At 73.8% G+C, this 17954-nt stretch carries 14 protein-coding genes and 1 pseudogene; 8 read left to right on the plus strand and 7 right to left on the minus strand.

Annotation, left to right across the window (positions count from 1 at the left end):
- Positions 1–161: 161 nt before the first annotated feature.
- Both ACFYE1_RS13175 and ACFYE1_RS13180 read right to left on the minus strand, forming a co-directional pair.
- Positions 162–1436, minus strand: a complete 1275-nt coding sequence (locus ACFYE1_RS13175) for an ABC transporter substrate-binding protein (RefSeq protein ID WP_387743525.1) — start codon at positions 1434–1436, stop codon at positions 162–164.
- Between the two features lie 153 nt (positions 1437–1589).
- Positions 1590–2714: pseudogene (locus ACFYE1_RS13180) on the minus strand (L-talarate/galactarate dehydratase); the annotation flags it as partial.
- A gap of 217 nt (positions 2715–2931) precedes the next feature.
- Here ACFYE1_RS13180 and ACFYE1_RS13185 point away from each other — a divergent pair.
- From ACFYE1_RS13185 to ligM, 3 genes are all read left to right on the plus strand, one after another.
- Complete coding sequence (locus ACFYE1_RS13185; protein ID WP_387743528.1) at positions 2932–3804, plus strand: methylenetetrahydrofolate reductase; 873 nt, start codon at positions 2932–2934, stop codon at positions 3802–3804.
- Positions 3801–4676, plus strand: coding sequence for a formyltetrahydrofolate deformylase (purU, locus tag ACFYE1_RS13190; protein WP_387743531.1), 876 nt, complete (start codon positions 3801–3803; stop codon positions 4674–4676). Before ACFYE1_RS13185 ends, purU begins: the two co-directional genes overlap by 4 nt.
- Before the next feature lie 63 nt (positions 4677–4739).
- Entirely contained in the window at positions 4740–6149 is a 1410-nt protein-coding gene (gene ligM, locus ACFYE1_RS13195) for a vanillate/3-O-methylgallate O-demethylase (protein ID WP_387743534.1), read from the plus strand.
- Here ligM and ACFYE1_RS13200 read toward each other — a convergent pair.
- The 3 genes from ACFYE1_RS13200 to ACFYE1_RS13210 are packed head-to-tail and all read right to left on the minus strand — an operon-like array spanning position 6146 to position 9340.
- Positions 6146–8197: a chorismate-binding protein gene (locus ACFYE1_RS13200; RefSeq protein WP_387743537.1), complete on the minus strand. Its 2052-nt coding sequence runs from the start codon at positions 8195–8197 to the stop codon at positions 6146–6148. The genes ligM and ACFYE1_RS13200 overlap by 4 nt on opposite strands.
- An 8-nt stretch (positions 8198–8205) precedes the next feature.
- Positions 8206–8919 (minus strand): FadR/GntR family transcriptional regulator, encoded by a 714-nt coding sequence (locus ACFYE1_RS13205; protein WP_387743540.1) that lies wholly within the window; start codon positions 8917–8919, stop codon positions 8206–8208.
- 43 nt (positions 8920–8962) lie between these two features.
- Positions 8963–9340 carry a hypothetical protein gene (locus ACFYE1_RS13210; RefSeq protein ID WP_387743542.1) on the minus strand — a complete coding sequence of 126 codons (378 nt, stop codon included), beginning with the start codon at positions 9338–9340 and terminating at the stop codon, positions 8963–8965.
- Positions 9341–9477: 137 nt separating this feature from the next.
- Here ACFYE1_RS13210 and ACFYE1_RS13215 point away from each other — a divergent pair, with 137 nt between their 5' ends.
- Positions 9478–9798 (plus strand): putative quinol monooxygenase, encoded by a 321-nt coding sequence (locus tag ACFYE1_RS13215; protein ID WP_387743545.1) that lies wholly within the window; start codon positions 9478–9480, stop codon positions 9796–9798.
- A 140-nt stretch (positions 9799–9938) separates the two neighbouring features.
- Here the strand turns inward: ACFYE1_RS13215 and ACFYE1_RS13220 are convergent, their stop codons facing one another.
- Positions 9939–10865 carry a DUF5996 family protein gene (locus tag ACFYE1_RS13220; protein WP_387743548.1) on the minus strand — a complete coding sequence of 309 codons (927 nt, stop codon included), beginning with the start codon at positions 10863–10865 and terminating at the stop codon, positions 9939–9941.
- 159 nt (positions 10866–11024) lie between these two features.
- On the opposite strand from ACFYE1_RS13220, the gene ACFYE1_RS13225 reads away from it, so the two are divergent.
- From ACFYE1_RS13225 to ACFYE1_RS13235, 3 genes are all read left to right on the plus strand, one after another.
- The gene (locus ACFYE1_RS13225) at positions 11025–11369 is read left to right on the plus strand and encodes a UBP-type zinc finger domain-containing protein (RefSeq protein ID WP_387743743.1); all 345 of its coding nucleotides are present in this window, start codon (positions 11025–11027) and stop codon (positions 11367–11369) included.
- Between the two features lie 22 nt (positions 11370–11391).
- Positions 11392–12822, plus strand: a complete 1431-nt coding sequence (locus tag ACFYE1_RS13230) for an MFS transporter (protein WP_387743551.1) — start codon at positions 11392–11394, stop codon at positions 12820–12822.
- A gap of 214 nt (positions 12823–13036) precedes the next feature.
- On the plus strand, positions 13037–14614 hold the full coding sequence (locus ACFYE1_RS13235; RefSeq protein ID WP_387743554.1) for an alpha/beta hydrolase: 1578 nt from the start codon (positions 13037–13039) through the stop codon (positions 14612–14614).
- A gap of 913 nt (positions 14615–15527) precedes the next feature.
- Here ACFYE1_RS13235 and ACFYE1_RS13240 read toward each other — a convergent pair.
- Positions 15528–16445 (minus strand): DMT family transporter, encoded by a 918-nt coding sequence (locus tag ACFYE1_RS13240; RefSeq protein ID WP_387743557.1) that lies wholly within the window; start codon positions 16443–16445, stop codon positions 15528–15530.
- 114 nt (positions 16446–16559) lie between these two features.
- Here ACFYE1_RS13240 and ACFYE1_RS13245 point away from each other — a divergent pair, with 114 nt between their 5' ends.
- Positions 16560–17711: a PQQ-dependent sugar dehydrogenase gene (locus ACFYE1_RS13245; protein ID WP_387743559.1), complete on the plus strand. Its 1152-nt coding sequence runs from the start codon at positions 16560–16562 to the stop codon at positions 17709–17711.
- The last annotated feature ends 243 nt before the right edge of the window (positions 17712–17954 follow it).

Here is a 17954-nt window from a genome sequence, read left to right on the forward strand (position 1 = left end):
GGCGTAGCGCACGGAAGACATGGGAAGGCCTCTTTCCCGGCAGGCACGTGCCGGACGATCCGAAGGAGAAGCGGGTGGGGGGCCCGCGGGCTGCGGGCCGGGTGGAGCCGCGGGTGCCGGCCGGACCGAGCGGTTCGGCCGGCACCCGCGGAGCGTGCGGGTCAGCTGATCGCCGACTCCATCTCGGCGATCATGCGCTCGGCGGCCTCCTCGGGGGTCGAGCGCTCGAAGAGCACGTCGAGCTCGTAGCGGTAGGTGATCTCCTGCAGGGTGCTGAAACCCAGCGGCGGGACCGGCAGCGCCTCGCCCAGCTCGGGCTGGATCTCCTCGACGAACTCCGCGGCCGCGGTGTCCGCCTCGCTGAGCTCGGGCAGCACGGCCTCGCGCACCGTCTCGTTGGCGGGCAGGCCGCGGTCCGCGAGGTTGATCTTGCCGGCCTCCTCGCTGTTGACCATGAAGTCGATGAACGCCTTGACCTCCTCCGGGTGCTCGGTGCGGGCGGAGGCGGACATGAACATCGCCGACTTCTGGAAGAGCTGGGCACCGCCCTCGGTGCCGTCCGTGCTCGGAAACCGGAGGGGGACCAGCTCGTTGCCGGACGCGGCGTTGAGGGCGCTCAGCTGGTTGGTCCACCACATGCCCATGGCCGCGCCGTTGGTGCCGGTCAACGACTGGTCGGGACCCGGCTCCTGGTCCTCCGTGACCACCGACGCCGGGGGCAGGGCGCCGTCCTGCATCATCTGGTGCCACATGCCCAGGTAGCCGGCGGCGTCGCTCGCCTCGAAGCCGAGCTCGCCCTCGGGCGTGGTCAGCTCCTTGCCCTGCTGGCGCAGCCAGATCTGGAAGCCGGCCGGCTCGTTCGGGCCGCTGGTGCCGTAGGCGTCCGAGTTCTCGGCGATCTGCTGGGAGACCTCGGAGAAGTCGTCCCAGGTCCACGTGGAGTCGTCCGGCAGCTCGACCCCGGCCTCCTCGTAGATGGTCGGGTTCGCCATCATCGCCATCACGTTGACGCCCGTGGCCACGCCGAAGAGACCTTCCTCGGTGCGGCCGCTGTCCACGACGCCCTCGTCGAGGTCGCTGACGTCCACGTCGGAGAGGTCCAGCAGCGCGCCGTTGTCCGCGTACTCGCGCAGGTACTTCTCGTCCATCTGGATGATGTCGGGGGCGTCGCTGGAGGCCGTCTGGGTGGCCAGCTTGTCCCAGTAGCCGCCGAAGTCGCCGTACTCGCCCGTGATCGTGACCCCCGGGTTCTGCTCCTCGAAGGCGTCGATGATCTCCTGCGTCTGCTGGTGGCGGGTGTCCGAGCCCCACCAGGCGAAGCGCAGCTCCACGCTGTCGTCGGCGCTCGCGCCGTCGGCGCTGCCACAGCCGGTCAGCGCCATCGCCGACACGCTGAGGGCGGTGGCGGCCTTCGCGAGAGTTCCCGTTCTTCTCATGCTGATCATGTCTCCTAAGGGTCGAGGCTACGCTTCGGAAAGCGTTTTCCAGAGCGTAGCTGTGACCTGCCTCACGGGTCAAGGGGTCGTGCGGGATTTTCCGGCCGTGTCGCGCCGGTGCCCCAGCGGGCGCCGGCCGGGGGCCTGTGCGCCGCCGAACTCCACGCTGTCCGTGGTCCAGGCGCGGGCCTGGCCGCTGAGCGTGACGCCCAGCCCGGGGCGGTCGGGGACGAGCATGCGTCCGTCCCGGGTCTCCAGGCGCTCCTCGAAGAGCGGGTCGAGCCAGTCGAAGTGCTCCACCCACGGCTCCCGCGGATAGGCCGCCGCCAGGTGCAGGTGGATCTCCATGGCGAAGTGGGGGGCCAGCCCCAGTCCGCGCTGGTCGGCCAGGGCTGCCAGGCGCAGGAACTGGGTGATGCCTCCCACGCGCGGGGCGTCGGGCTGGATGATGTCGCAGGCCCGGCTCTCGATCAGGCGCACGTGCTCCGCGACGGACGCGAGCATCTCGCCCGTGGCGATGGGCGTGTCCAGGGCGGCGGCCAGCTGCGCGTGGCCCTCGGCGTCGTAGGCGTCCAGGGGCTCCTCGATCCAGACCAGGTCGAACTCCTCCAGCCGGCGGCCCATGCGCAGGGCCGTGGCGCGGTCCCACTGCTGGTTCGCGTCGACCATCAGGGGCACGTCCGCGCCGATGTGCTCGCGGACGCCCGCGACCCGCCGCAGGTCCTCGGCGGAGTCGGGGAGGCCCACCTTGATCTTGATCCCGCCGATGCCCTCCTCGAGGGAGCGGGTGGCGCGGTCCTCGACCTCCTCCAGGGAGGCGTTGAGGAACCCGCCGGAGGTGTTGTAGGTCCGCACGGAGTCCCGGTGGGCGCCCAGCAGCTTGGCCAGCGGCAGGCCGGCCCGCTTGGCCTTGAGGTCCCAGAGGGCCACGTCGATCGCGGCCAGCGCCTGGGCGGCCACGCCGGAGCGCCCCACGGAGGCGCCCGCCCACAGCAGCTTGTCGTACACCTTCGCGATGTCGTTGGGGTCCTCGCCGATCAGGCCCTCGGCCACCTCCTTCGCGTGGGCGTACTGGGCGGGGCCCCCCGCGCGCTTGGAGTAGCTGAACCCCACCCCGGCGTGCCCCTGCTCCGTGGCGATCTCGGCGAAGAGGAGCACAACCTCGGTCATCGGCCGCTGCCGGCCGGTGAAGACCTTGGCGTCGGAGATGGGGGTGCTCAACGGCAGGGCGGCGGTGGAGAGCTTGACGTGGCGGACGGCGTCCGGGGCGTACGGCATGGCGGGGTCCTCGGGGGTCTCGGCGGTGGCGGTCAGTAGGAATACTATAAATAAACCACTTGTATGACTAATGTCGATCGAGCCCCCGCGAGTCGGCCCGCCGTCGAAACACTCTGTACATAGTTATTGTGACCTGCAACACTGGCGGCGAGACCGTGTACACCCCAGGCCCGCGGGGCGCGCTCCCGGGCACGCGCCGCGGAAAGGATGTGGATCGATGCCGATCGACACGCCCCACGCCGGACCGGCCGCCGCGCTGCTCCAGGACTTCTCCCTCGAGATGACAGGCAAGGACGTGCCGGCCCTGGACGAGGCCGCCGCCGTGGTCCCGCCGGGGACCCGGATCAACGTGACGTTCCTCGGCAACGAGGACCTGACCATGCGCGTGGCCGCGGCCCGGGCGGTGCGGGAGCACGGGTTCGTCCCCGTGCCCCATCTCTCGGCGCGGAGGCTGCGCTCCCAGGACGAGCTCGAGGAGTTCCTCGCGGCGCTGGCGGAGGTCGGCGCCGCCGAGCACGTCTTCGTGGTGGGCGGGGACCCCGAGACCCCGGAGGGTCCCTACGAGGACTCCCTCTCCGTCATCCGCACCGGGGTGCTCCAGCGGCACGGCGTGCGGGGGGTGGGCGTCAGCGGCTACCCGGAGGGCCACCCCGGCATCGACGACGCCACCCTGTGGTCCGCCCTGACCGACAAGACGGCCGCGATCCGCGAGCAGGGTCTCGAACCCGAGATCATCACCCAGTTCGGCTTCGACAACGACCCGGTCCTGGAGTGGCTGGCCGAGGTGCGCCGCCGCGGCGTCGACGCCCCGGTGCGGATCGGGGTGCCGGGGCCGGCGGGCGTCAAGCGCCTGCTCGGGTACGCGCGCCGCTTCGGCGTGGGCACCTCGGCCGGCATCGTCCAGAAGTACGGCCTCTCCCTGACGAACCTGCTGGGCACCGCCGGCCCGGACCGCTTCCTGCGCGACCTCGCCGCCGGCCACGACCCCGCCGTCCACGGGCAGGTGCTGCTGCACTTCTACACCTTCGGCGGGCTGCGGGCCACGGCCGAGTGGGTCCGGGAGTTCGGGACGGAGGGGCGGACCCCGTGAGCGAGGCCCGCCCGTCGACGCTCCGCCCGGACCACGCCAGCCTTGTGGTGCACGGCCGGGACCAGCCGGGGATCGTCGCCGTCGTCACCGACGTCCTCGCCCGGCACGGCGCGAACATCGTGGCCCTCGACCAGCACTCGGACGACCCCGAGGGAGGGGCGTTCTTCCAGCGCACGGTCTTCCACCTGGCCGGCTACCCGGCGCTGCGCCCCGCGCTCGAGCAGGACCTCGGCGCGGCCCTCGGGGACGGCTTCGAGCTGGAGTGGCGGTTCACGGACCTCTCGGTGCCGCGGCGCGTGGCGATCTTCGCCTCGAAGTCCGACCACTGCCTGCTCGACCTCATCTGGCGCCAGCGCCGGGGTGAGCTGCCCATGACGATCTCCATGGTCGTCTCCAACCACCCCGACATGGCCCAGGACGTCCGCGGCTTCGGCATCCCGTTCTTCCACGTCCCCACCCAGGACAAGGCGGCGGCCGAGGCGGAGCACCTGCGCCTGCTGCAGGGCAACGTCGACCTTGTGGTCCTCGCCCGCTACATGCAGATCCTGTCCTCCTCGTTCCTGGCCGAGGTCGGGGTGCCGGTGATCAACATCCACCACTCGTTCCTGCCCGCCTTCATCGGGGCCGAGCCCTACCGGAAGGCCAAGGAGCGGGGCGTGAAGATCGTCGGCGCCACCGCGCACTACGTCACCGAGGCCCTCGACGAGGGCCCGATCATCGAGCAGGACGTGGTCCGGGTGTCGCACCGGGACTCCGCGCAGGAGCTCGCCCGCCGCGGCGCGGACGTGGAGCGCCAGGTGCTCTCCCGCGCCGTGCTGTGGCACTGCCAGGACCGCATCATCCGCCACGACCCCCAGACCATCGTGTTCTGATCCCCGTTCCCGCCCCGCCCGCGCGAGCGCGGCCGGGGCACCACCGCAGAGAAGGAGTTCACCGTGGCACCCCGCACTCTCCAGGACGTCCTCGACGCCTCGAACGGCACCGTCGAGCTGCTGCGCAACTCGCAGATCGGCGCGTACGTCTACCCCGTCGTCGCGCCCGAGTTCCACAACTGGCGCAGCGAGCAGAAGGCGTGGCGGGAGACCGCCGTGCTCTACGACCAGTCCCACCACATGGACAACCTGTTCATTCGCGGCAAGGACGCCCTGAGACTGATCTCGGACACCGCGATCAACAGCACGAAGACGTTCCCCGTGAACAAGGCGAAGCAGTACGTGCCCACCACCCAGGCCGGCCACGTCATCGGCGACGGCATCCTGTTCCACCAGGAGGAGGACGAGTACGTCTACGTGGGCCGCGCCCCGGCCGCCAACTGGCTGCTGTACCAAAGCGAGACCGGCGGCTACGACGTCGACATCGAGATCGACCGCCGCTCCCCGTCCCGCCCGATGGGCAAGCCCGTGGTCCGGAAGTACTGGCGCTTCCAGATCCAGGGCCCCAGTGCGTGGCAGATCATCGAGAAGCTCAACGGCGGGCCGCTCGAGCAGCTGAAGTTCTTCACGATGGACCGCATGAGCGTCGGCGGCGCCCAGGTCCGCACCCTGCGCCACGGCATGGCCGGGGAGCCGGGGCTCGAGGTCTGGGGTCCCTACGAGTCCTACGACCAGGTCCGGGCCACGATCCTCGAGGTCGGCGCCGAGTTCGGCATCGTGCCCGTCGGCGCCCGCGCGTACCCCTCGAACACCCTCGAGTCGGGGTGGATCCCGTCTCCGCTGCCGGCGATCTACACCGGTGCGGGCACGGCGGACTACCGGAAGTGGCTCGGGGCGGACAGCTACGAGGCCACCAACGCGCTCGCCGGCAGCTTCGTCTCCGAGAACATCGAGGACTACTACCTCACGCCGTGGGAGCTGGGCTACGGGTCCTTCGTGAAGTTCGACCACGACTTCATCGGCCGCGACGCCCTCGAGCAGGTCGACCCCTCGACCCAGCGCCGGAAGGCGACCCTGGCCTGGAACGCCGAGGACATGCAGAAGATCTTCGCCTCCCTCTTCGACACCGAGGGCCCGGACTACAAGTACTTCGACCTGCCCCTGGCCAACTACGGCTCGTCCAACTACGACGCGGTGGTCGACGCCGACGGCCGCACCGTGGGCCTGTCCATGTTCACCGGCTACAGCTACAACGAGCGCAAGGGCCTGTCCCTGGCCACCGTCGACCCGAACGTGCCCGAGGGCACCGAGCTGAAGGTGGTCTGGGGCGAGCCGGGCGGCGGCAGCCGCAAGACGACCGTGGAGCCGCACGAGCAGCTCGAGGTCCGTGCCGTGGTCAGCCCGGTGCCCTACTCCGAGGTGGTGCGCAAGGAGTACCACGGCGGCTGGCGGACCGCCTCGGCCCAGGGCTAGCCGAGGAGCGGCCCGAGGGCGCGGAGCACGGGCCCGGGCTCCCACCGTCCGACGCCGTCGACGGCCCCGACCGGATGCACTCCCGCCACCGAGTTGGTCACGAACACCTCGGTGGCGCGGGCGAGCTCCTCCCACCGCACCGGGCGCTCGCGGACGTCCGTGCCGGCGGCGCGCAGCGCCGCCAGCACGCGGGCGCGCACCACCCCGGGCAGGATCCGGCCGTCCGCGGGCAGGGTCAGCACGGCGCCGTCGACGACGACGAAGACGTTGGCCCGGCCCGTCTCCAGGAGCGTGCCGTCGGCGTCCACGAGCAGCGGGTCGCAGCTGCGCGACCACAGGCCCGGGACCGGCTCGTGGGCGAGCGCCCGGCGGTCCGCCCACTTGTGCCCGCCGAGGCCGCCGGGCAGCCGGACGGGGACGAGCCGCCACGGCGGGACCGGCTCCGGCGGCAGCTCCGTGGCCGTGACCGTCACGGTCAGGGCGCCCTCCGGGGCGGGCACGGCGGTGATCCGCAGCCGGTGGGGACCGGGGAGCGCGGCGGCCCGGCCCACCACCTCGCCGTGGACGTCCGCGGGCAGGGCGGCGCTGTAGCAGGCAAGGCAGCTGGCGCCGAGCCGCTCGAGGTGGGCCTCGAGGTCCACGGGCGCGCGCTCGCGCACGAGCAGCGTGGTGAAGACCCCGTCCTCGCGGACCGGCGGGAGGACCGGCAGGACCGGAAGGAGCTCGAGGACGGTCGCGGGCCGGTGCCCGTCCCAGTCCCGCAGGAGGTCCTCGTCCAGCTCGGCCCCGACGGCGTCGAGCAGGGGCACCGCCTTCACGAGCGTCTCGTGCGCCTCGTCCGCGGGGTCGGAGTCGGCCACGATCCCGCCGCCCACCCCGAGCCGGACCCGGTCGCCGGTGAACTCGAAGGTGCGGATCGCCACGTTGAGCACGAGACCGGCCGGGCCCGCGCAGCCGATCGCCCCCGTGTAGACCTCACGGCCTGCGGGCTCGAGCGCGTTGACGATCTCCATGGCCCGGATCTTGGGCGCGCCCGTGCAGGACCCCGGCGGGAACGTGGCCCGCAGCAGCGCCCCGTCCCCGAGTCCGGGGGGCAGCAGCCCGTGCACGTCCGCCACCAGGTGGTGCACCCCGGTGTGGGGCTCGACCCGGGGCGCGGCGGGCGCCCGCACCGATCCGGGCACGCACGCCCGCGAGAGGTCGTTGCGCATCAGGTCCACGATCATGACGTTCTCCGCCCGGTTCTTCGCCGAGGCGTGCAGCGCCGCGGGGTCGCTCGTGGCCGGTGCGGTGCCCTTGATCGGGGACGTCAGGACCGTGCGCCCGGTCCGGCGCAGGAACAGCTCCGGGGACAGGCTCGCCACCGCCCCCTCCCGGAGGCGCAGGAAGGCGGCGAAGCGCGGGGCCAGGGCCTCCTGGCCGGCGCAGAACAGGTCCAGCGGGTCGCCCTCGAAACCGGCCGCGAGTCCGCGGCAGATGTTGGTCTGGAAGACGTCGCCGTCGCGGATGTGGCCCAGCACCGCGGTCACGGCGGCGGCGTGCGCGGCCGCCGAGGCGTCGGCCGTGAAGGGCCCGCACCGGTAGGGCGACGCCGCGTGCGGGGCGCGCGGCGCCGTCCGGGCGAGCTCGCGCGCGGCCGCCACCCGGGCGGGGTCCGTGCCCGGCAGCCACTCGAGCACCCAGGCGCCGTCCGCGGCGCGGTGGCGCAGGACGTGGTCGTAGTAGCCGAGGTGGTGGTCGGGCAGCCGTGCCGGACGCGGCGGGGCCGCGGGGAGCCGTTCGAGCCGCCGGGCCAGCTGGTAGCCGAGGTAGCCGATCCAGCCGCCGCCGAAGGCCGGCTCCGGGCCGTCCTCCTCCGGGGCCCGGGCGTCCAGGGCCGCGAAGGGGTCCTCGTCGGCGCCCAGCACGCGCAGCGGCCGGAAGCCGATCACGGTGTCGCCCTCGTGCCAGTCGCCGAACAGCCCGACCAGCCCGGGCTCGTCCCGCAGGGCCCGCAGCATCTGCACCGGGGACAGCCGGAGCCCGGTGAGGATCTCCTCCCTCGCCATGCCGGGCCTCAGCCGTTCTCCGTGGCGGTCGCGGACGGCCCGCTGCCGCCCGCCTCCGCCTCGAGCCGCCACAGGGAGTTCGCCAGGTGCGCGCGCATCGCCGCCGACGCGGCGAGCGGGTCACGGGCCAGGATCGCGTCCAGCACCGACCGGTGCTCGGCGGCGACCCGGGCCGCGCGCCCGCCGCCGGGGGCGCCGTCCAGCCGGCGCGGCGGCATCGTGATCATCGCCGGCCCGAGACCGGTCAGGGCGTCCACGTAGTACGGGTTGCCGCTGGCCTCCGCCACGGTCCGGTGGAACTCGAAGTCGTTCTCCAGGGACGCGGCCGGGTTGTCGACCTCCTCCTCGGAGCGCGCCAGGGCGTCCTCCATCCGGGCGAGCTGGTGCTCCTCCCGGGCCGTGGCCGCCAGCGCGGCGGCCTCGGACTCGACCCCGGTGCGGAAGGCCAGCAGCCGGCGCCGGTCCTGCAGGGTCCGCACCGGCCGGCTGACCCCGCTGGGCGCGGCCGGCGGGGTCAGCACGAAGCTGCCGCTGCCCCGCCGGGTGTGCACGAGCCCCTCCGCCTGCAGCCGGGCGACGGCCTCGCGCACCACCGTGCGGCTGACCCCGTGCTCCGCGATCAGCATGCTCTCGCTGGGCAGGCGATCGCCGGGGGAGATGCGCCCGTCGACGATGCGCCCCCTGAGGTCGTCCACGAGGGCGGAGGTGAGGTTGCGGCTCATGATGACATGATCCCACCCCGGGAGGGGCCCCGCAGCCCGGGCCTCAGGGCCGGCTGCCGCGCTCCTCGACCACGCTGCGCCCGGTGCCCGGCCGGGACTCCCAGGCCCAGGTCTCGTGCAGGCGCACCCTGCCGTCCCCGAGCACCTCGATGCGGGACGTGCACGCCCCGCCGGCCGTCTCCCCGGCACTGTCCAGGTGCGAGTAGCGGAAGTTCAGCGCGTCCCCGGTGCGCGTGCCGACGAGGAAGCCCTTGCGCACCGAGCCGCCCGCGTACTCGGCCCACACCAGGTCGCCCTCCTGCCGGTAGGCGAAGACCGTGTCGGCTCCGACGTCCCCGTCGGCGGCGTTGCTGACGCCCACGAACGTCCTTCCGTCGAGAACCACGGTCTCCGGTGCGGTCGGTGGTGTCTGGTCCGTCATGGGGTCCACCGTACGGGGCGCCGGGCGCCGTCGTGCGTCGGACCGCGATAGCCTGCCCTGGCGGGCCGTTCCACGGACCGTGACACCGGCATGGAGAGTCCAGGGTGCTGCGGGACGTCCGCAAGGAGGGAGCAGGGATGATCTTCATCGTCGTCAAGTTCACCGTGAAACCGGAGTGGGCCGACCGCTGGGTCGACTTCACGAAGGAGTTCACCGAGGCCACCCGCGCGGAGCCGGGCAACCTGTGGTTCGACTGGTCCCGCAGCGTGGAGGACCCCCACGAGTTCGTTCTCGTCGAGGCCTTCGCGGACGACGGCGCGGGGCCGCACGTGAACAGCGACCACTTCGAGAAGTTCGCGGCGGAGGCACCCCAGGCCCTCGTGGAGACCCCGCAGATCATCAGCGAGCAGATCTCGGCCTCGGGCTGGAACCGGATGGGTGAGATCACGGTCGAGTGACCGCTGACCGCATCGGAGGGCTCGGGAGCCGACTCGGCCGCCGCGTGGCCTCGGGAAGGGCCGCGTCGTCCAGGACACCGTGGTGCCCGGGACGTTCTTCGACCGCGAGCGGCAGGCCCGGCAGAGCGGCTGACCCTGACTCAGCCGAGGGGGTCGGTGACGCCCTCGGGGCAGTCGTAGCGCACGAAGTCCCAGGCGCTGCGGCGTGCCCCGGCCCGGTAGGCGCTGTCCCAGAACTCCAGGACGGCGCCGTGCGGATCGGGCAGCGCCCGCGCGTCGTCGTAGCGCAGGACCGCGAGGTGGCCGCCGCCGCGGTCGCTCCAGAACGCGGCGTCCGGCCGCAGGGGCTCGCCGGCCAGCCCGTCGGGCTCCGGGGCGGTGTAGGAGTAGAAGGCCGGTTCCGGGAAGGCCGCGTCCCCGAACCAGAACCCGGAGCTGATGACCTCCCGGGAGTAGGCCTCCCGGGTGACCGGGTCCGTGCCGGGCGGGGGATCCACGAAGCGGTCGGCGAAGCGGGTCACGGTGATGTCGAACGTGTGCCAGAAGTGGTGCACGGGGCTCGTCTTCCCGGACCAGCCGGCGGCGAACTCCTCCAGCAGCAGGTTCACCTGGCCGAGGACCTGCCAGTAGCGGGTGACGGCGGCGGGGTCGTAGGCGGCGTGCTCGGTGTCGGCGCTGAACGGACGCCCTGAGTCGGGCAGGTCGAACGGGTGCGGACGGGTGATGGTCACCTCCACCCCCACCGCTTCCAGGGCGTGCAGCACCCGGGCGTGGAACTCGGCGACGGACAGCCCCGGCAGCGCGAAGGAGTGCCGGGCCCCGGCGGCGGTGCTCACATCGAGGCGGTGGTCCAGGAAGTCGAAGTCGATCGCGAAGACCGGGTCCCGCCCCATCGGGCGGGTGGTGATGCCGCGGCCGGTGACGTGGAACGGGACGTTCCACCAGTGGTTGCGGCGCGGCGCGGCCGCCAGCCGCACCTTGCCGACCACCTGGGCGAACCGGTGGACGGTGTCCAGGGTGTCCCGCCAGGACTCGTAGGGCATCTCGGGAAAGGCGACGTGGGTCATGACTCCTCCTGCGCCCCAGTGTGCGGGCATCACGCCACGGCGTCCAAGGGTGTCCGCGGTCCGGCGGAAGTGCCACAGTGGTGCGGGAGGCCGCGGTGGGCGGCGTCCTGCGCTGTGGAGGTGGTCGGCATGAACCGCGACGACAAGAACCGCGACGACATGAACGTCGACATCGACGAGGCCACCGCCCCGAGCGGCGCGGGATGCGCCGAGTGCCTGGCGGCCGGAGGGTGGTGGGTGCACCTGCGCCGGTGCGCCCGGTGCGGCCACATCGGCTGCTGCGACACCTCGCCGGCCCAGCACGCCACGGCTCACTACCGGCAGACCGGCCACCGGTACGTGCGCAGCTTCGAACCGGGCGAGTCCTGGTACTGGGACTACTCCGCCGGGTCCTTCACGAGGGGTCCGGACCTGGCCCCGCCGCAGCACCGCCCCGAGGACCAGCCGGTCCCCGGTCCTCAGGGGTCCGTGCCCGCCGACTGGCGCCGGTACGTCCATCGGTGACCCGTCCGCCGAGGGCAGCGCCATGACCGCCCCGCCCGGCCTCGGCGCCGCGCCCGAGCTGCTCTCCTGGGGTGAGCGGCGGGCCCGGTGGGTGCTGGCCGCCACCGTGCTCGGCTCGGCCCTGACGTTCATCGACACGACCGTGGTGAGCATCGCCCTGCCGTCCGTGGGCGCCGACCTGGGCGCGGGGAGCACCGCCCTGACCTGGACGGTCAACGGGTACACGCTGACCCTGGCCGCCCTCGTCCTGCTCGGCGGCTCGCTGGGGGACCGGTACGGCCGGCGCAGGATCTTCCTGCTCGGCGTCGGCTGCTTCGCGGGGGCCTCCGCGCTGTGCGGCCTGGCCCCGGACGTCACCGTCCTCGTCGCCGCACGGGCCGTCCAGGGGGTCGGTGGCGCCCTCCTGGTGCCGACGGCGCTCGCGATCCTGCAGTCGTCCTTCACCCCGCGAGACCGCGCCCGCGCCATCGGAGCCTGGTCGGGGCTCACGGGGGTGGCCTCGGCCGTGGGTCCGCTCGCGGGCGGCTGGCTGGTCCAGACCACCTCGTGGCGGTGGGTGTTCCTGGTCAACCTGCCGGTGGCGCTCGCCGTGTTGCTGATCGCCCGCCGGCACGTGCCCGAGTCGAGGAACCCGGCCGCCTGCCCGCAGCTCGACGTGCTCGGCGCCGCGCTGCTGGTGGCGGGGCTCGGGGTGCTGACGCTCGGGCTGACGGCCGCGGCCGGTGACGAACCGTCGGCTCCGGTCACGGGCGGGGCGCTCGCGGCCGGGGCCGGGCTGCTGGCGGCGTTCCTGCTCCGGGAACGGCGTGCGGTGTCCCCGCTGCTGCCTCCCGCCCTGCTCGGGCATCGCCTGTTCGTCGCGGCGAACGTCATCACCTTCGTGGTCTACGCCGGACTGGGCGCGGTCTTCTTCGTCCTCGTCGTGGCCCTCCAGGTGGGACTGGGGCTCTCGCCCGTGGCGGCCGGGCTGTCCCTGCTGCCCGTCACCGTCCTGATGCTGCTGCTCTCGCCGTCCGCCGGTGCCCTGGTGCACCGGGTGGGCCCGCGGCTGCCCATGACGGCCGGTCCGCTCATCGCCGCGCTCGGGGTGCTCCTGCTGGGCCGGGCCGGGCCCGGGGCGCACTACCTCCTGGAGGTGCTGGTCCCGGCCACGGTGTTCGGCGCCGGGCTGACCCTCCTGGTCACGCCGCTGACCGCGACGGTCCTCGGCGCGCTGCCCACGGAGCAGGCCGGGCTGGCCAGCGGGGTCAACAATGCCGTGGCGCGCACGGCGGGCCTGCTCGCGGTCGCGGTGATCCCGCTGGTCGGCGGGCTCGGGGAGACCGGCCTCACCGACCCGGCCCGGCTCCGCGAGGGCTTCCCCGCGGTCATGGGGCTGTGCGCGGGCCTGCTCGCGGGAGGAGGGCTACTGTCCGCGGTGGTCCTCCGCCCCACGGTGCGGGACGACCCGTGATGCCTTCGCGCCGCGACACATCCTTGACCACCCGATCGGCGCGTTCCTACCCTGAAGCCCCTGGTGGCACGGCAGTGGGGTGCGGCGGCGGGGCGCGGGGGCGTCCGCGGGCCCGGCAGGCCGCGAGGCCGGTGGCAAGGGTCCAGACGTGGGCCTCCGCGCCCGTGCTCGTGCACCGATGCCCGGCCGGTCCGACCGAAAGCAGTGGTGATCCATGCGTCCTCCCGAGAACGACCATGGCCCTGACGGCATCCCCGGTGCTCATGACAGGAGGCCCAGGCGCGCGCGCCGGGCGGGCTCCGCGCTGGCACTGGCCGTGCTCCTGGCGGCCGGCCCGGCGGCCGGGACGGCCACGGTCGCCGCGCCGCCCGGTGTCGTCGTCACCGCGCAGGTCCCGCCCGGGCTCGAGGACTTCTACGCCCAGCAGCTCGTGTGGACCGCGTGCGGCGTGGCGGCGGAGTGCGCCCAGGTGCAGGTGCCGCTCGACTACCAGAACCCGTCCGCCGGGCAGATCGAGCTGGCCGTCACCCGGTTGGCGAGCACCGATCTCGCCGCACGGCAGGGCTCCCTGCTCGTGAACTTCGGCGGCCCGGGCGGTTCCGGGACGGCCTCGATCGAGGCATGGGCGGCCGGTCTGGACCCGGGCGTCCGGGCCGCGTACGACATCGTGGGCTTCGACCCGCGGGGCGTGGGCAGCTCCACCGCGGTGGAGTGCGTCGACGACGCCGCGCTGGACGCGCGGCGTGTCGGCACCGTCGACCCCGACACCCCGGAGGGGCTGGCCCAGGCCGTCGCGGCGGCCGAGCAGTTCGCCGCGGCGTGCGCCGCGAACACCGGCCCGCTGCTCGGCGAGGTCGACACGGTCAGCGCGGCGCAGGACCTGGACATCCTGCGCGCGGTGCTGGGCGAGGACGAGCTCGACTATCTCGGCTACTCCTACGGCACCCTGCTCGGCGCCACGTACGCCGACCTGTTCCCCGAGCGGACCGGGCGGTTCGTCCTCGACGCGGCCATGGACCCCTCCCTCGACGGGGCCGGGCTGACCCTCGATCAGGCCGCCGGCTTCGAGCGTGCGCTCCGGGTGTACGTCGAGACGTGCCTCCCGCAGGACGGGTGCCCGTTCGAGGGGACCGTCGACGAGGGGCTGGCCGAGATCGAGGCCCTGCTCCGGCAGATCGAGGCGCAGCCGCTGCCGACCGCCGACGGGCGGCCGCTCACCGTGGACGACGCGGTCAGCGGGCTCATCAAACCGTTCTACGATCCGCGCATCTGGTGGTTCCTGACCCAGTCCCTCACCCTGGCCACGGAGCACGGGGACGGGACCGGGCTGATGCGCCTCGCGGACATCGCCTACGGCCGCGGACCCGACGGCACCTATACCAACTCCTACGAGGCGAACATCGCGATCGACTGCCTCGACCATCCCGAGAACGACGACCCCGCCGCGATGGCGGCGCTGGACGCGCGGCTGCAGGAGGCGTCTCCGACCCTCGGCGACTGGTTCAGCCACGGGCAGGTCACCTGCGGGGCCTGGCCGCACGAGCCCGTCAGGACGCCCGCCCCGATCGACGCCGCCGGTGCCGGGCCCATCCTGGTGGTCGGCACCACGGGGGACCCGGCCACGCCCTACGCGTGGTCGCAGGCGCTGGCCGCGCAGCTCGAGGACGGACACCTGCTGACCCGGGTGGGCGAGGGGCACGGGGCCTATCTGAGCGGCAACCGGTGCGTCGACGAGATTGTCAACAGCCACCTCCTGGAGGGCGCGCTGCCCCCGGAGGAGAGAACGTGCTGAGCCGACGGAGTCCGCTGCGGAGAGGGCAGAAAGCGGCCGGTACGAGATCGCCCCCGCACCGGCCCAGCCACCAGGGAAATCAGGAAGATCCGGCGGCTTCGGCCCATCCTACTGAGACGCGGGTCACGGATCACCACTTGATTTTCCGGACCGGGTCCGGCACGTCGCAGGGTACGACGGCGGGACGAACTGCGGGGTTCCGGACGGTGAACGGGCAGGACATGAAGAACCGTGACGCGCTCCGCCGGTGCGGGGTCGTGGCCGCCGTGACCGCGGGGATCCTCAGCGGCGTCACGGAGGACTACGGGACGGCGGAGGACGGCCGCAGCCTGCTCGTGCCCGCCGACCGGGCTTTCGTCATCTGGGCGCCCATCTACGGCGGGATCATCGGCTACACGGTTCACCAGGCGAGGCCGTCGGCCCGGACCGACCCCCTCCTGCGCCGCACCGGCCTGCCGACGGCGTGCGCCGTGGGACTGTCCGGTCTGTGGGTCAGGGTGCAGGACCTCCCCTGGCTCCAGCTGCCGGTGGTCGCCGCGACGGCCGCCGCGGCGTGGACCGCCTACACCCGGGCGGAACCGGCCGGAGCCGCCGAGCGCGCTTCCGCGGCGGACCGGTGGCTGGTCCGGGCGCCGCTGGGACTGTTCGCGGGCTGGATCGGTCTCGCCACGGTGGTGGCGAGCGCCGAGGCGCTCATCGAGATCGGGGTGATGCCCGGGGCCGCGGCGCCGGATGCCCGGGCCGCGGTCCTGCTGGCCGCCACGGCAGCGGTGACCGGTGCCGCCTCGTGGCGGCGGCCCGTGTCGCGGGCCTATCCCGCCGCCGTGGTGTGGGGGCTTGCCGGGGTGGCCGTGCAGACGTGGGGGCTGCACCCCCGGCCGGCGGTCGTGTCGCTGGCGGGGGGCGACCGGCGTCATGGCCGCGGCAGCCCTCGGCCGGCGCCCGCGCGGCGGAGCCCGGCGCGCGGCAGACCCGGCAGCTGTCCGGCCAGGGCTGCGACGAGGGCCAGTGCGAACCCCGCGGCCTGCAGGCCCGTGAGCGTCTCGTCCAGCAGCAGCCGGCCCAGGACCGCGGCCGTCACCGGGGTCAGCGGGATCAGCAGGGTCAGGCTCGTGGACGGCACGCGCCGGCCGGCGTGGAACCACGCGGCGTAGGCGATGGCGCCGCCGGGCAGCGCCAGCCAGGCGTAGCCGAGCACGGCCGGCAGGTCCAGGACGAAGGCACCGGTGTCCAGCAGGGGGACGAGCGGGGCGATCATCAGGCCGCCGAGGGTCAGTTGCCAGCCGGTCGCCGCGAGCCCGTTCATGCCGTCGGGCAGCCCCCACCGGCGGGTCAGGACCACTCCGGCGGCCATGACCGCGGTCCCGGCGAGGGCCGCGGCGAGCCCCAGGGCGTCCAGGGTGACGGTGCCGGCGAACACGGCCACGGACACCCCCGCCACCGCGGCGACGGCCCACAGCACCCGGGGGAGGGGGGTGCGCTGCCGGAAGGCCAGGAGCAGCAGGAGCGCCGCGACCAGGGGCTGGGCCGAGCCCACGACGGCGGCGAGACCGCCCGGCAGGCGGTAGGCGCCGAGGAAGAGCAGGGGGAAGAACGCCCCGAAGTTGAGCAGGGCGAGCACCGCGAACCGTCCCCACCAGGAGCACGGCGGCAGCTGCCGGGTCAGGGCCAGCAGCAGCAGCCCGGCCGGGAGGGCCCGCAGCAGGGACGCGGTCATGGGCCGGTCCGGCGGCAGCAGCTCCGTGGTGACCACGTAGGTCGTCCCCCACACGACCGGCGCCACGGCGCCCAGGAGGATCAGCCGGGCATGACCGGCCGGGGCGTGGTCCACCGGCGCACCTCCGATCCGCTCTGCGCCCCGTCCGGAACGGGATGCCCCGATCCTACGGCTCCGGTCCGGCGGTGATCGGAGTAGATTGCCACCATGGACGTCCGCGGGAGGATCATGAGCACGTTGTCCGTGCTGGTGCTGCTGAGCGCCTGCGCCCCGGAGGGCGGCGGGACCGTGGCGACCGGCGATCGCCTGGGTGCCCCGGCGGACCCGCCCGCACTGGACGTCGAGGTCGTCGTGGACGGTCTCGAGCTCGCGTGGGACGTGGCCCACACCCCGGAGGGCACCGTGCTGGTCACCGAGCGGGCCGGCCGGCTGCTGGCCCACGACGAGCAGGGCACGCGGGAGGTCGCGGCCGATCTCGACGACCTGTTCGTGGGCAGCGAGGCCGGGCTGATGGGGCTGGAGGTGTCCCCGGACTTCGAACGCACCCGGGAGATCTTCCTGTGCCACGCGACGCGGACCGGCGACGGCCGGCCGCAGGACGTGCGGGTCACCCGCTGGCGGATCGACGAGGACGCCGCGGCGGCCGAGCGCACCGGGACGGTCATCGACGGCCTGCCGATCAGCTCCGGCCGGCACAGCGGCTGCCGGTTGCGCTTCGTCCCGGACGGCACCCTCCTCGTCGGCACCGGGGACGCCGCGCAGGGCGAGAACCCGCAGGACCCGGACTCGCTCGGGGGCAAGACGCTGCGGCTCCACCCCGACGGCACGATCCCGGAGGACAACCCGTTCGCCGACCGCGACGGGCCCGCGGCCGCCGTCCACACCCTGGGCCACCGCAACGTCCAGGGTCTCGCGGTGCAGCCCGGGACGGACACGGTGTGGTCGGCGGAGCACGGCCCCGGCACCGACGACGAGATCAACGTCCTCGAGCCCGGCGGCAACTACGGGTGGGACCCGGCGCCCGGCTACGACGAGTCCGTGCCCATGACCGATCTCGAGAAGTTCCCGGACGCGGTCCGGGCCGCGTGGTCCTCCGGGCGCCCGACCGCCGCGCTCAGCGGCGCCGCCTTCCTCGACGGGGAGCAGTGGGGGGCCTGGGAGGGCGCTCTGGCGGTCGCGGAGCTGAAGAACACCGGAGTGGGGGTCTACCGGGTCGAGGACACCGAGGTCACCGGGCTGACCCGCATGGCGGAGCTGGAGAACGAGCACGGCCGGCTGCGCTCGCTGACCCTCGACGACGAGGGCGCCCTGTGGGTCACCACCTCCAACGGCGACGACGACGCCGTCCTGCGCGTCACGGCCAGCGCCGGGGGCTCCTGAGCCGTGCGGCCGGGCGGCGCCACGAGGTGCCGGCGCCGCCCGGGAAGAAGCGTCCGAGGCACAGCGCCGCAGGTCGTCGTCGTGACGGTTCCGGAGCGGGTCGCACAACCGGTTCGACACGCCGATCGGCGCCCTTGCCGCTGCCTGCCGGGCAGCTCCTGTTGACTGGCGCCTGACACCGTCCCCGAAAGGCCCACGCGGAACGGTCATCACCGTGAAGGACGCCCCCCCCGACCTTGTCAC

The organism is Kocuria nitroreducens, assembly GCF_042879195.1.
Taxonomy (GTDB): domain Bacteria; phylum Actinomycetota; class Actinomycetes; order Actinomycetales; family Micrococcaceae; genus Kocuria; species Kocuria nitroreducens.